Here is a 13,745-nt window from a genome sequence, read left to right as displayed (position 1 = left end):
CGCGTCGTACACCTGCCGTCACGGAATTTCCCCGTTCCGTGTGACTGTGCGGCGCACGGCGGGCCGTGGAGTGGCATGTGCGCGTCGGTGCCGGCGGTGCCGCGGTGCGCTGGGCGGCGTGCAAGGATGGGACGTCCGCGCCCCGAGAACGCGAGAAGATGCTCGTCGCAACCGGCGTGCCGGGCGTGTCGGACGGCTTTGAGACGGCTTGAGGCGAAAGGACCGGAGCGTACGTGAGTGAGAATCAGAACCTCCTCGCGGAACAGCGGCGCGCCCTGATCGTGGACGAGGTCCGGCGCCGGGGCGGGGTCCGCGTCAACGAGCTGACCCGCAGGCTCGGCGTGTCGGACATGACGGTCCGCCGGGACCTGGACGCGCTCGCCCGGCAGGGTGTCCTGGAGAAGGTGCACGGCGGCGCGGTGCCCGTGGTCGAGGCCAGCACGCACGAGCCGGGGTTCGAGGCGAAGTCGGGACTGGAGCTGACGGCCAAGGAGGACATCGCGCGCGCCGCGGCCGAGCTGGTCGCGCCCGGCAGCGCGATCGCGCTCTCGGGCGGCACCACGACCTACGCGCTGGCGCAGCAACTGCTGGACGTTCCGGAGCTCACGGTGGTGACGAACTCGGTGCGGGTCGCGGACGTCTTCCACGTCGCGCAGCGCACCTCGGGCCAGCGGCAGGGCGGAGCCACGGTGGTACTGACCGGCGGGGTGCGCACGCCGTCGGACTCGCTGGTGGGGCCCGTGGCCGATCAGGCGATCGCCTCCCTCCACTTCGACGTGCTGTTCCTCGGGGTGCACGGGATATCGGCGGAGGCCGGGCTGTCGACGCCGAACCTCGCGGAGGCGGAGACCAACCGGCGGCTGGTGCAGTCGGCGCGGCGGGTCGTCGTCGTGGCCGACCACACCAAGTGGGGCACGGTGGGCCTGAGTTCGTTCGCCAGGCTGGAGCAGATCGACACCTGGGTCACCGACGCGGGGCTGCCCGAGCGGGCCCGAGCGGAGGTCGCCGAGCACGTACGGCAGCTGGTGCTGGCGGGCGAGCACGCGGAGGACGCGGACACCTGACGGGTGCCCACCGGGGCCGGTGCGGCGGCGCAAGGACGTCGGCCGGGTGGACACCCGGTGGCTCTCCCGTCCAGGACACCGGGGCGTGCGGGCGCCGCGCATCGGGCCCTCGTGCCCGTAAGTGCCGTTGCCCGACGGGGAGTTCCATCCCCGCCGCGTCCTGCCGCCCATGTCCCGCCGCACGCGGCTCGGCGCCCACCGCCCCCGTGCGGCTGCAGGGTGCGCCGCACGCACGCGCGCCCGGGTACCGGCCGGCGTGGCGGGCGGTCCGGCCTGCGCCGGAACCTGGCGCGGCGCGCCGGGCCGCGGAGCGCGGGCCGCGCGTGCCGGCCGCGACGCGACTCAGCCCGGCCACACCCCGGTCTCCAGCAGCGTCCGGATCGCTGCGCTGTACGGGGCGATGTCCAGGCCCTGCTGGGCGAGCCAGGCGTCCGAGTAGTACTTGTCGAGGTAGCGGTCGCCGGGATCGCACAGGAGCGTGACGACGCTGCCCTGCCGGCCCTCGGCGACCATCTCCGCGACGATCTTCAGCGCGCTCCACAGTCCGGTGCCGGTCGAACCGCCCGCTTTGCGGCCGATGGCCCCCTCCAGGGCGCGCACGGCGGCGACGGAGGCGGCGTCGGGGACCTTCATCATGCGGTCGACGGCACCGGGCACGAAGCTGGGTTCCATCCGCGGCCGGCCGATGCCCTCGATGCGGGAGCCGCAGTCGCAGGTGACGTCCGCGTCCCCGGTCGTCCACCCCTCGAAGAAGCAGGAGTTCTCCGGATCGGCGACGCAGATGCGGGTGTCGTGCTGCATGTAGTGGACGTAGCGGGCGAGAGTCGCCGAGGTGCCGCCGGTACCGGCCGTGGCGACGATCCACGCCGGTTCCGGGTACCGCTCCAGCTCCAGCTGGCGGAAGATCGATTCGGCGATGTTGTTGTTGCCGCGCCAGTCGGTGGCCCGTTCCGCGTAGGTGAACTGGTCCATGTAGTGGCCGCCGGTCTCCGTCGCGAGGCGGACGGACTCCTCGTACATCGTGCGCGGGTCGTCCACGAAGTGGCAGCGCCCGCCGTGGAACTCGATCAGCCGGATCTTCTCGGTGCTCGTCGTGCGCGGCATCACCGCGACGAACGGCACGCCGATCAGCTTGGCGAAGTACGCCTCGGACACGGCGGTCGAGCCGCTGGACGCCTCTATCACCGGGCGGTCCGGGCGGATCCAGCCGTTGCACAGGCCGTACAGGAACAAGGAGCGGGCGAGGCGGTGCTTGAGGCTGCCGGTGGGGTGGGTCGACTCGTCCTTGAGGTACAGGTCGATGCCCCAGTGCTCGGGCAGCGGGAAGCGCAGGAGGTGGGTGTCGGCCGAGCGGTTGGCATCGGCCTGCACCTTGCGCACAGCGTCTTTCAGCCAGTCGCGGTAGCCGGCGTCGCTGCGGTCGACATCGAGTGTCACGCCCGTCCGGGGCTGCTGGGTGGTCCTCACGGCAGGGCTCCTCACACTTGCGCGCCGACGACGCGTCGTACGCCCGGCACCCCGATGATAAGCAGCTTTCGCACGCTCCTCACCTGCATAAACGCATCTTTGAGCGCCTCCAAGACACCCCTGGGGGAGGCGCCTTGGGCCACGGGGGGCGCATTCGGACGAATGCTCCCCGCCGCGCCCCGGGAGGACGACGCGCGTACTGGTGCTCCACGCCGTACGCGGGCAGACTGCACCGCACGGGACCGGTCCCCCGTCACCGGGCGTCACAAGCCAGTCCGGCGGCCGGCGCGAGGGCGGCGTGTCCCGGACGGGGGCGCACACACTGGGTCACGACACGAACGGGACGCCGCCCGGGCGCGAGCACCGGCCGGCGCACCCACGCGCACAAGGGGGCAGGGCGGTATGGCGGAGCCGGAGTTCACGGCCACGGGCGTACGGATCGAGAAGAGACTGCGCTCGCTCACCCGAGCCGGGAAGGTCCGCATCAGCGGAGGCAGGCTGGAGTTGCTCAACAGCTACGGCAGCGAGATCGACAGTGCGCCGGTGCAGGCGGTGCGCGCTTCGCGGCCCTGGTTCGCTCCGGAGGACCGGGCGACGGCGGATCTCAACGGCCACCGGTACCTGCTGACACTGGGCGAGCACGACCCGGCCCCGGGCGAGCCGGGGCCGCCCGCGGCACGCCGATTCATCGAGGCCGTACGCCGGGCGGCGGGACGCGGCGACTGAATCCCCGGGGCGGGGCGCGCCGCGAGTTGCGGGACCGCACCCCCTGGGTCACGCTGTTCTCACGTCACTGAGGGTTTACCGGCGATAACGCTGCGAACCAGCCCGCCGGCCACGACAGCAGGCGGCAGTTCCACGCAGGCGTCCTGCTGACGATCCGTTGTTCGTGTTCTTCCGGACGTCCATCTCGGACCTCACGTCGGGGAGTCGCAGCCGTGATCAGCAACCCACGCAGGCACTGCACGGTGGAGCTTCAGGCCCTGCCGTCGCGGATCGGCCAGGTCCGCAGAATCGTATCGGCGCAGTTGCGCTACTGGCATCTGGATCCCCTGATAGACCGGGCGTCGCTCGGTGTGACGGAGCTCCTCAGCAATGTCCACCGGCATGCCCGGCCGGACAAGACATGCACCGTCGAGATGGAGCTGCTCCTGGACCGGCTCACGGTCTCGGTGCGCGACCACGATCCTCGCCTGCCCGTGGTGGAGGAGGCCGATCCGCTCGCCACGTGCGGCCGCGGCCTGGCGATGGTCGCCGCCGTGAGCGAGAGCTGGGGCGCGCAGCCGGACGGTGACCAGGGCAAGGTCGTGTGGTTCACACTGCCCACGGCCGCCACGGCGCGACCGGCGCCGACGCGCGTGCCGCGCTTGACGCCCCTCGATCAGCCCGCGCTCCGGTTCGCCGAACTCGGCGCGGTCGACCAGGTCGCCGACGGCCGCGGTCCGACACGCGCTCCCGCCCGGTCCGGCGTGGCCGGCTGACGGCGATCGACGGCCGGGCCGCCCGCGGGGCGGCCGTCGGCCGTTGTCGCGGTCACGGCAGCGCCGAGCGGCTCTCGCCCGGCTGTCGACGACGCGCCGCGGCCGGGGCCGACGCCCCGGACCACGCGCAACGGACCACCGATGCCCGGCTCCCCTGGTCCCGGTGGCGCACCGGACGGGCCTCGAGCCCCGGGCGACGCCCCCTCGGGCGCGGGCTGCGGCTCCCGGGTCCCGCGCTCCACCTACGGCCGACTCGCCGCTCCCACCGATGCAGGGACGTCCGACCGATGCCCCGGCCACGGAGGTCGGCGGCCCCGGCGCCGTCCAGCGGCGGGGGTCACCGGCTGGTGCGGGCAGGAGCCCTGCCCGCACCGCCTCGGCGCCGCCGGGTCACGGCGGCCGAACCGCCGGTGCCCGCACCGGTCGGGTCCCGGCACCCCCCTCATCCCGCGCGCTGCGGCCCTTCGACAGCAGGCGCACCCAGCGGTCGCCAGCCGCGTTCCCGGGCGAAGCCTCGTCCGTGCCCCGCTCCCCCGCTCCCCCGCTCCTCGGCGACGACGCACCCGGCCGGACGAGGGGAGCCCGACGGCGCCTCGGTGGCACTCGACCGCCTCCGGCTCCCGTCCCGGCACGCGCCCCGGACGGCCCCGTCCCGGCCCACGGCACCGAGGAGGAGCCTGGTCGGCAAGGGGCCGCGACGGCCGGGACGGGGGCGACGTGTCCGCCGTTCAGCTGAAGGGGCCCCGGGCGGTGGTCATGGCGTGCCGCCCCGGTCCGCCCGGCCGAACTGCTCGTCCAGGACGGACAAGCGGCGCCAGTACTCGTCCTCGTCGATGTCGCCGGCGGCGAAGCGGCGCCCGAGCAGGGCGATCGGCGAGTCGTGTGCGGTGGAGGGCCGTCCGGGGCCGCCGCGCCGGCCGGTGCGTCGCAGGAGCGTGACGGCGCCGATCACGACGGCCGCCCAGATCAGCGGGAAGAACAGGAGCCACGGGCCGGGCCCGCCGCCCCCGTGCGCGAGGGTCAGCATGTCGGGTCATCTCCCTTGCCGGTCGTTGCGTGGTGACACTTCGACACTGACGCCGCGAGGGGGTCCGCGTCGTCGTCCGCACAGCGGCAACGAGCCTGCTTCCCCGGGAGTACGGCGCGGGCGGCCTGCGAACTCCCGGGCCCTCTCGACGCCTGTAACTACTAGTATGTACAGTGCGGCTATGAGCACAGCGGACCGACTGGTCGAGTCAACCCGCGAGCTGCTGTGGGAGCGCGGCTACGTGGGCACGAGCCCCAAGGCCATCCTGGAGCGGGCCGCCGCCGGGCAGGGCAGCATGTACCACCACTTCAAGGGCAAGCAGGACCTCGCCCTGGCCGCCATCCGGCGCACCGCCGACGAGATGACGGCCACCGCCGAGAGCGTCCTGAGCCGGCCGGGCACGCCGTACGAGCGCATCGAGGCCTACCTGCTGCGTGAACGCGACGTGCTGCGCGGCTGCCCGGTGGGCCGGCTGACCATGGACCCGGACGTGATCGCCAGCGACGCGCTGCGCGCCCCCGTCGACGCCACCATCGCCCGGATCCGGCAGCGTCTCGCGGACGTCGTCGAGGAGGGCAGGCAGCAGGGGCAGTTCGCGGCGGACCTCGACGCGGAGGAGATCGCGTCGGCGGTCGTCGCGACCGTGCAGGGAGGCTATGTCCTCGCCCGCGCCTCCGGCTCCCCCGCCGCCTTCGACGCGGGCGTGCGCGGCCTGCTCGCCCTGCTGCGGCCCGCGTGAGGGCCGTCGATCCCCACGAGCGGCACCCGCCCGGTCCGGTCCGGCCCGCCGTCCACCGCGCCCGAGGAGGCAACGGATGCACGCCATGCAGTACGAACTGACCTTGCCGGCCGACTACGACATGGGGATCGTACGATCCCGCGTGGCCCGGGTCGGGCACCTGACGGACGACTGGGAGGGCCTGGGCCTCAAGGCGTACCTCATCCGCGAGCGCGGGCTGCACGGCTCGCCCGTCAACCAGTACGCGCCGTTCTACCTCTGGAACACCGTGGAGGGCATGAACGCCTTCCTGTGGGGCGGCGCCTTCCAGAGACCGTGCGACGACTTCGGACGGCCGGCCGTGCAGCAGTGGACCGGGCTCGCCCATGAGCCGGGAGGCGCGGCCGGCTCCCCCGCCACGACCGCCGTACGGCGCCGGGAGCAGGTACCGGACGGCGTGGTCCTGTCGCAGGCGACGGAGGAGGCCGCCGCCGAGGCGGGCCGGCTCGCCCGGCAGGACGGGGCGGTGCTCGCGGCGGCGGCCGTGGACACGCTGCGGTGGGAGATCGTCCACTTCTCGCTGTGGGGGCACGACACGCCGAAGGCCGAGGGGGATGTGTTCCAGGTACTGCACGTGTCGGCGCCGGGACACCGGCGGCTGCCGCGCGGCCGCCACTGGTGAGCGCGGTCCGCACGGTGCTCGGGGACATGTCTCCCGAGCACCTGGGGGTGTGCGACGCGCACGACCACCTGTTCCTCGGCAGCCCCCGACTGCCCGGCGAGGAGTTGCGCAGCGTCTCCGCGGCGCGCGCGGAGCCGGCGGCGTTCCGCGAGCGGGGCGGCGGGGCCGTCGTGCAGTGGACTCCCTACGGCATGGGGCGGCGGGCCGCCGATCTGCCGGCCCTGTCCCGGCAGTCGGGCGTGCATGTGGTGGCCGCGACGGGGCTGCACCGGGCCGCGCACTACGACGCACGGGTGCCGAAGGGGCCGCGCGGTCGGGCTGCTTCCTGACCTTCGACGGGCCCTCACGGGCCCACCACGCCACCGACGGGCCCGTGCCGGACGCCGTGCGGGCCCTGGCCGACGCCGGGTTCGCCGACCGACTCCGGCTCGGCGGCGACACGACGACGGCGTCGGCCCGGTCGGTGAACGGCGGACCGGGGATGCCGTACCTGCTGCGGCGGGTGGCTCCCCGGCCGGCGGAGACGCTGGGGGAGGATCTGATGCGGCGCGTCCTGACGGACGATCCCCGGCGGGCCTTCGCGGCGGACTGGCGCTGAGGCCGCCTCCGCCCTCACCTCGCACGTCCGGGCCGGCACCGAGCCGTCGCGGAACCTTCCGGCCGCGTGCCGTGCGGCGCGGCCGGGCCCGGTGGGTGGCCCCGGCCCGCCGCACCGGTCGCGGGCCGCGCCCCTCCCCGCCGGTCACGCCCGTTCCCGCAACCGGGGGAAGAGCGGGGCCGAGTCCGGCAGCCGGCCGTCCGGACCGGGGGTGAGCTGCGCGGCGACGGAGGCAGCGGCACCCGGGACGAAGGGCTCCAGCTCCGCGGCGAGTCCACGGCACGCTCCGATCAGCGTGGCCAGCACCGCGTCCAGCCGGGCGGCGGCGGCCCGGTCGCCGAGACGTTCGGCCCGGGCCAGTTCCCACGGGCGGGCCGCGGCGAGGCAGCGGTCGGCTGCCTCGACGATCTCCCACACCGCGCGCAGGGCGCGGCGGAAGTCGTAGGCGGCCAGGGCGGCGTCGACCCGGCCGGGAGCCGCGCGGTACACGGCCGCCAGGGTGTCGGCCGCCTCGTCCCCCGGGCGAAAGGACGGGACGGTCCCGCCCCGGTGCCGGTGCCGGTGCAGCAGCGTCACCACGCGGTGCACGAGGTTGCCCAGCCCGCCGGCGAAGTCCGCGTCGGCGCGGGCGACGAGGCGGTCCGCGGTGAAGTCGGCGTCGCCGACGCGCGGTACGTCGCGCAGCAGCCACCAGCGCACCGGGTCCGTGCCGTAGGCCTCGGTGAGGGCGACCGGGTCGACGGTGGTCCCGGCGGACTTGCTGATCTTGCGGCCGCCCACGGTGAGGTGGTCGTGGACGAGGACGTCGGTGGGCAGCGGCAGCCCCGCCGAGAGCAGGACGGCCGGCCAGTACACGGCGTGGAAGCGCAGCACGCCCTTCCCGGCGAGGTGGACGCGGCGCCCGCCGGAGGCCCACCAGCGCCGGTAGGCGGGGGCGTCGGTGCCGAGGCCCAGGCTGGTGACATAGGCGCTGAGGGCGTCCCACCACACGTACACGACCTGGGTGGGGTCGTCGGGGACGGGGACTCCCCAGCCGCGGGCGCGGGCGTGGGAGCGCGAGACGGAGAAGTCGTGCAGTCCGCCGGCGATGAGGGCGAGGACCTCGTTGCGGCGGACGGCGGGCTCGATGCGCACGGTGCCGTCCGAGATCAGCCGGTGCAGCGTGCCGGCATGGCGGGAGAGCCGGAAGAACCAGTTCTCCTCGGCGACGCGCTGCGGCGCGGTGCCGTGCTCGGGGCACCGCGTGCCGGTCAGTTCCTCCGGGGCCCGGAATGCCTCGCAGCCCACGCAGTACAGGCCCTCGTACTCCTTGCGGTACAGGTCCCCGGCCGCGGCGCAGGCGCGCCAGAGGCGTTCTACGCCGACACGGTGGCGGGGGTCGCTGCTCGTGCGGAGGAAGTCGTCGAGGCGGAGTGCCAGAGGTTCGCGCAGGGCGGCGAAGGCGTCGGCGTTGCGGTCGACGAACGCGCGCACGGGTACGCCCTCGGCCTCGGCGGCGAGGACGTTCTTGAGGGAGTTGTCGTCGGTGCCGCTGAGCAGCCGCACCTCGGCTCCCCGGCTGCGGTGGTGGCGGGCCAGGGCGTCGGCCTGGACCAGCTCCAGGGCGAAGCCCAGGTGCGGGCGGGCGTTGACGTAGGGAAGGGTCGTGGTCAGGTAGTGGCGTCGTGCCGTCATCGGTCCTCCTCGCCCGGTGACGGGGCGACCTGACCGGCACAGCGGTGAGACCCCGTTCCCGGGGCCTCGGCGTCGGTACGCGTCCGTGCTCAGCAGCCCCGTCGGCGGGGCATCGTGCGGTGCTGGGCGGAAGGCGCGGTCATGGCGGAGACCGTAGCAGCGCGGGCCGGTGCCGGTCAGGTGGATTTACGGCACCCCCATGGCCCCGGCCGGGTTCCGCTCCGGAGGGGGCGAAGGGCCGGCCCTTCGTCGTCGACCGGCGCGCGCCCGGCCGGGACAGGGGCGCCGCCGCGGGCGCGCCCGGCCGGGGCAGGGAGCGGACGTCGTTCCGTCAGTCGGTGGGTTCGTCGAAGCTGGCGTAGTAGGCGGCGGCCATGTCCTCGTCGGCGTGGCCCTGCGCGGCGGCGCGTTCCAGTCGGGCCGCGCTCGCGGCGGCCACGTCGAGGCGGACGCCGTTGCGCTCGCCGGCCCGGACGATGAGGCGCGCGTCCTTGGCGGCGGTCGCCACCGCGAACTGGGGCGGGGACAGCCGCCCGTCGAGGACGAGGGCCGACTTGGCGCGCAGATAGCCCATGTCGAGCGGGCCGCCCTCGATGAGCTCGAAGAAACGGTCGGGGTCGACGCCGAGGGCCTTCGACAGGGCCAGCACCTCCCCGGCCGCGGCGGTCGCCGCGACGACCCAGCTGTTGGCGACCAGCTTCAGCCGTGTCGCGTCGGCCGCGGCGCCGTCCTCGCCGCACCACACGGTGCGGGCGCCGACCGCGTCGAGGACCGGGGTCACCTTCTCGCGGCCCTCCGCGGGCCCGGCGGCCAGCACGGTCAGATGTCCGGCCTCGGCCGGCTCTCGGGTGCCGAGCACGGGCGCGTCGTAGAAGACCAGGCCGTGCTCGCGGGCGAAGGCCGCCAACTCGGGTACGGACTCCATGCCGGCGGTGGTGGACTGCACCCAGGCCGTCCCGGGACTCAAGGCGGGAGCGGCCTCGCGCACGACGGCCAGGGCGGCGTCCCCGTCGTGGAGCATCGTCAGCACGACGTCTGCCCCCTCGACGGCCTCGGCGGGCGTGTCGGCCACGAACGCCCCGTCGGCCGCGAGCGGTTCGGCCTTGGCGCGGGTGCGGTTCCACGCGCGTACGGCGTGCCCGGCGCGGGCGAGGTTGCGGGCCATCGCGGCGCCCATGATGCCGGTGCCCAGGACGCTCACAGTGAGCTTGTCGGTCATGCTGGCGGCTCCCTTGGCCTCGTCTTTTGTTGACCGATCGTTCCGGAATAACCTACCGTCACGGCATGGCCAGGACCAAGGCATTCGATCCGCAGGTCGCGCTGCAGTCCGCTCTCGAACTGTTCTGGAGCAAGGGCTACGAGGCGACGTCGATGGCCGACCTGGTCGATCACCTGGGCATCGGGCGCGCGAGCATCTATGCCACCTTCGGCAACAAACGCGCGCTGTACCTCAAGGCGCTGGACCGGTACGGCGAGGCGCGCAACACGGCCCTGGCGCGCGAGTTGTCCCGGCCGGGTCCGGCGCTGCCCGCCGTCCGGGCGGCCGTGCGCCGCTTGGCGGCGGAGGCCGCCGAGGAGCCCGGCCGCACCCGCGGCTGCCTGGTCACCAACACGGCTGCCGAGCTGGCCCCGCACGACGGCGCGGCCGCTCGCCGCGTGGAGCTGAACTGGGCGCACCTGGAGACGCTGTTGCACTCGGCGCTCCTGCGCGCCCAGGCACAGGGCGAGTTGCCCGAGGAGCGCGATCCGCGGGCGCTCGCGCGGATGCTGCTGGTGCTCCTGCAGGGCCTGGGGGTCGTCGGCAAGGCCTCCACGGACCCCGCACGGGTGCTCGACGCCGCGGAACAGGCCCTGACCCTCCTGGACTGACACACGCCCGGCGCCCCGGCGAGCACCCGACCGGCCCCCTCCCTTCAGGACCGGTCGGTCCATTGCACAGGCGCGTGTGCCGCGCCGCCGCCTCAGCCCCCGGCCAGCGCGCCCAGCGGGTCGTCCAGCACCGGCTGCCACGCCAACTCGGCCGCCCCGACCAGGCTGTTGTGGTCGAGGGTGCAGGCGAGGATGGGGACGCCGCCGCTGCGGCCCCACAGGCTGCGATCGGCGACGACCGCGCGCAGGCGGTCCGGGTCGGTGTCGAGGAGCGTGCGGTGCAGGCCGCCGAGGACGATCCGGTCGGGGTTGAGGATGTTGACCAGGCCGGCCAGGCCCAGGCCGAGCCGGTCGATCAGGATCTCCACGGCCGCGCGGACGGCGGGGTCGCCGTACTCCTCGCGGATCAGGTCCTTGGCCTGCTGGAGCAGCGACACCTCCGGGCCGGGGGCCCGGCCCGCCGTCGCGAGGAAGGCCAGCGGGTCGGCCTCGACGTCGAGACAGCCCCGGCCGCCGCAGTGGCAGGGGCGGCCCTCGGGGTTGACGGTGAGGTGCCCCACCTCCAGCGCGAGCCCGGCGCTGCCGGTGTGCAGCCGCCCGTCCAGCACGAGGGCACCGCCCACACCCCGGTGCCCGGTGGCCACGCACAGCAGGTCACGGGCGCCGCGCCCGGCGCCGTGGCGGTGCTCGGCGAGGGCGGCGAGGTTGACGTCGTTCGCGGCGAAGGCGGGCCCGGTGACACCGGCCGCGTGCACGCGCTCGGCGAAGATCTCGCGCACCCGCGCTCCCACCGGCCAGGCCAGGTGCAGTGGGTTGAGGGCGAGCCCCTCCGGTTCGGCGACCGCCGACGGCACGGCCAGGCCGGCGCCCACGCACCGTCTCCCGGTCTCCCGCAGCAACTGCGCGCCCGCGTCCACGACGGAACCGAGCACCTTGGCCGGGTCGGCGTCGACGGTCTCGCAGCCGGGCGCGGTGGCGACGATGCGGCCGCCGAGGCCGACGAGCGCGGCGCGGAAGCCGTCGGCGTGCACCTGTGCGGCGAGGGCTACGGGGCCCTCCTCGGCCACGTTGAGCCGGTGCGAGGGGCGGCCCTGGGAACCGGCCGGGGCACTCGGCCTGGCGTCGACCCGGATCAGTCCCAGGGCCTCCAGTTCCGCGGCGACCGCCCCGGCCGTGGCACGGGTGACACCGAGCTCGGCGGTGAGGACCGCTCTGGTCGGTGCCCGGCCGGTGTGCACGAGCTCCAACGCGGGCCCCAGCGCACCGCGCCCCCGGTCCAACCGTGTCCTGGAGGTGCTCACTTCCCCCGTCGGCCGGGGGTCCGCCTTGCCGCTCATGAGGGCGAGTCTCCCATGATCCGCTCGCCCGGCGGCGGCCGGGAAGCCGCCCACCGGAGGGGCGGCGTTCGGCCGGCCGGTCGGCCCCGGACGGGGAGCGGTTCTCCCGGCCGGGTCCGCGGAACACCGAGGTGGGCGAGGCACCAGCGGGCACCGGGGACGAACAGGGCGCCGCTGCGCGGGCTCGGCACCCCCTGCGCGGGGCGGGCACGCGTCTCCGGGGGCGCGGGAGCGACGACGCGGCGGTCGCCGAGGCCCCCGGGGGCGCGCGGGGCGCACCCCGGCCGGCGCGGGCCTTGCCGGTGGTGCGGCACGGAGTGCGCCGGGTGTCCGCGCCGGTCCGACGCGTACCGGGCGGGCCCTGGACCGACGGACGCGTACCCGCCGGACCCGTGCGCGGGGCCCTGGACGGGCGGGCGGGTACCGGGCGGGGCCGGCACCGAACCCGGCGCGATCCGGGCTCGGTACCTGGTGGCAGCTCGCGTCCTCTCGTCCCTCCTCCCGCACCGGCCCTGAGCTGCGGCTCGGCTAGCCTTGTCGCGATGAACGACCGTATGACGACCCCGTGGGGCGAGTTCGCGCTGACCCGTTTCCCCGAGGACCCACGCGACCGGCTGCGCGCCTGGGACGCCTCCGACGCTTACCTGCTCGTGCATCTGGCCGAGCAGGGGGTCCCGCTGACCGGCACGGTCGTGGTCGTCGGCGACCGGTGGGGTGCGCTGGCCACGGCGCTCGCGGCGTGCGAGCCGACGCAGATCACGGACTCCTTCCTGACCCAGGAGGCGACGCGGGCCAACCTGGCGCGGGCGGGGGTGGTGCCCGGCACGGTGGGGCTGCTGACGACGCAGGACCCGCCGCCGGAGCGGATCGACGTGCTGCTGGTGCGGGTGCCGAAGAGTTCGGCACTGCTGGAGGACCAGTTGCTCAGGCTTGCGCCCTCGGTGCACGAGGGCACGGTCGTGGTCGGCACCGGCATGGTGAAGGAGATCCACACCTCCACGCTCAAGCTGTTCGAGCGGGTGCTGGGGCCGACGCGGACGTCGCCGGCCCGGCAGAAGGCCCGCCTGATCTTCTGCACACCGGACCCGGCGCTGAGGCCGGGAGCCAGTCCGTGGCCGTACCGCTACGCCCTCCCGGAGGGCGTCGGACCTGCCTCCGGCGGTACGGTCGTCAACCACGCGGGGGTGTTCTGCGCCGACCGCCTGGACATCGGCACGCGGTTCTTCCTCCGGCACCTGCCCACCACCCGTGGCACGCAGCGGGTCGTGGACCTGGGCTGCGGAAACGGTGTCGTGGGGACGTCGGTGGCGCTGGCCAACCCTGACGCCGAGGTGCTGTTCGTGGACGAGTCGTTCCAGGCGGTGTCGTCGGCCGAGGCGACGTACCGGGCGAACGGCGTGCCCGGGCACGCGGAGTTCCGGGTCGGGGACGGGCTGAGCGGAGTGCCGTCCGGCAGTGTGGACACCGTCCTCAACAACCCGCCGTTCCACTCCCACCAGGCCACGACGGACGCCACGGCCTGGCGGATGTTCACCGGCGCCCGGCGTGCGCTGCGGCCCGGCGGCGAGCTGTGGGTGATCGGCAACCGGCATCTCGGCTACCACGTCAAGCTGCGGCGTGTGTTCGGCAACAGCCAGGTCGTCGCGGGCGACCCGAAGTTCGTGGTGCTGAAGGCGGTCAAACACGATCGCTAGCGCCGCGTACGGCCAAGCCCCGACGTTCCGGGAGGGGTGCCCGGCGGGCTCCTTCGCGAGCCCGCCCGCTCCGGGCGAGCCGGGTGGCCGGTGTTCACCGGCCCACAGGTGTGGGCGGCGTCGCCTCCCCCGTC

At 74.9% G+C, this 13,745-nt stretch carries 12 protein-coding genes and 1 pseudogene; 8 read left to right on the top strand and 5 right to left on the bottom strand.

The genetic code is table 11. The features are described from left to right. The first annotated feature begins 233 nt into the window (after positions 1–233). Positions 234–1,064, top strand: a complete 831-nt coding sequence (locus JS756_RS05820; protein ID WP_205381854.1) for a DeoR/GlpR family DNA-binding transcription regulator — start codon at positions 234–236, stop codon at positions 1,062–1,064. Positions 1,065–1,406: 342 nt separating this feature from the next. Here the strand turns inward: JS756_RS05820 and cds1 are convergent, their stop codons facing one another. After that, positions 1,407–2,531 (bottom strand): L-cysteine desulfhydrase Cds1, encoded by a 1,125-nt coding sequence (gene cds1, locus JS756_RS05815; protein WP_205381853.1) that lies wholly within the window; start codon positions 2,529–2,531, stop codon positions 1,407–1,409. Between the two features lie 402 nt (positions 2,532–2,933). Between cds1 and JS756_RS05810 the strand changes: the two genes are divergently transcribed. Continuing rightward, positions 2,934–3,257, top strand: coding sequence for a hypothetical protein (locus JS756_RS05810; RefSeq protein WP_205381852.1), 324 nt, complete (start codon positions 2,934–2,936; stop codon positions 3,255–3,257). A 212-nt stretch (positions 3,258–3,469) separates the two neighbouring features. After that, positions 3,470–4,012: an ATP-binding protein gene (locus tag JS756_RS05805; protein WP_205381851.1), complete on the top strand. Its 543-nt coding sequence runs from the start codon at positions 3,470–3,472 to the stop codon at positions 4,010–4,012. A 754-nt stretch (positions 4,013–4,766) separates the two neighbouring features. Here JS756_RS05805 and JS756_RS05800 read toward each other — a convergent pair. Beyond that, positions 4,767–5,039, bottom strand: coding sequence for an SHOCT domain-containing protein (locus tag JS756_RS05800; RefSeq protein ID WP_205381850.1), 273 nt, complete (start codon positions 5,037–5,039; stop codon positions 4,767–4,769). Between the two features lie 166 nt (positions 5,040–5,205). Here JS756_RS05800 and JS756_RS05795 point away from each other — a divergent pair, with 166 nt between their 5' ends. From JS756_RS05795 to JS756_RS05785, 3 genes and pseudogenes are all read left to right on the top strand, one after another. Further along, entirely contained in the window at positions 5,206–5,778 is a 573-nt protein-coding gene (locus JS756_RS05795) for a TetR/AcrR family transcriptional regulator (RefSeq protein WP_205381849.1), read from the top strand. A 76-nt stretch (positions 5,779–5,854) separates the two neighbouring features. Further along, the gene (locus JS756_RS05790; RefSeq protein WP_205381848.1) at positions 5,855–6,439 is read left to right on the top strand and encodes a DUF4865 family protein; all 585 of its coding nucleotides are present in this window, start codon (positions 5,855–5,857) and stop codon (positions 6,437–6,439) included. Then, a pseudogene (locus JS756_RS05785) lies at positions 6,436–7,037 on the top strand (phosphotriesterase family protein). The gene JS756_RS05790 and the pseudogene JS756_RS05785 overlap by 4 nt, the downstream one beginning before the upstream one ends. 144 nt (positions 7,038–7,181) lie before the next feature. Here the strand turns inward: JS756_RS05785 and metG are convergent. Together metG and JS756_RS05775 are read right to left on the bottom strand one after the other, a co-directional pair. Further along, positions 7,182–8,711: a methionine--tRNA ligase gene (gene metG, locus JS756_RS05780; protein ID WP_205381847.1), complete on the bottom strand. Its 1,530-nt coding sequence runs from the start codon at positions 8,709–8,711 to the stop codon at positions 7,182–7,184. Between the two features lie 331 nt (positions 8,712–9,042). Beyond that, positions 9,043–9,930 carry an NAD(P)-dependent oxidoreductase gene (locus tag JS756_RS05775; protein WP_205381846.1) on the bottom strand — a complete coding sequence of 296 codons (888 nt, stop codon included), beginning with the start codon at positions 9,928–9,930 and terminating at the stop codon, positions 9,043–9,045. A 65-nt stretch (positions 9,931–9,995) separates the two neighbouring features. Between JS756_RS05775 and JS756_RS05770 the strand changes: the two genes are divergently transcribed. After that, entirely contained in the window at positions 9,996–10,580 is a 585-nt protein-coding gene (locus JS756_RS05770) for a TetR/AcrR family transcriptional regulator (protein ID WP_205381845.1), read from the top strand. A gap of 92 nt (positions 10,581–10,672) precedes the next feature. On the opposite strand, the gene JS756_RS05765 is transcribed toward JS756_RS05770, so the two are convergent. After that, positions 10,673–11,917: an ROK family protein gene (locus JS756_RS05765; protein ID WP_205381844.1), complete on the bottom strand. Its 1,245-nt coding sequence runs from the start codon at positions 11,915–11,917 to the stop codon at positions 10,673–10,675. A gap of 554 nt (positions 11,918–12,471) precedes the next feature. Between JS756_RS05765 and JS756_RS05760 the strand changes: the two genes are divergently transcribed. Next, positions 12,472–13,611: a methyltransferase gene (locus JS756_RS05760; RefSeq protein ID WP_205382070.1), complete on the top strand. Its 1,140-nt coding sequence runs from the start codon at positions 12,472–12,474 to the stop codon at positions 13,609–13,611. Positions 13,612–13,745: the final 134 nt, after the last annotated feature.

This window comes from Streptomyces actuosus, assembly GCF_016921115.1.
GTDB classification, from domain to species: domain Bacteria; phylum Actinomycetota; class Actinomycetes; order Streptomycetales; family Streptomycetaceae; genus Streptomyces; species Streptomyces actuosus_A.
The sequence above is the reverse complement of the archived record's forward strand: the minus strand, read 5'-3'. Positions and strand labels throughout refer to the sequence as shown.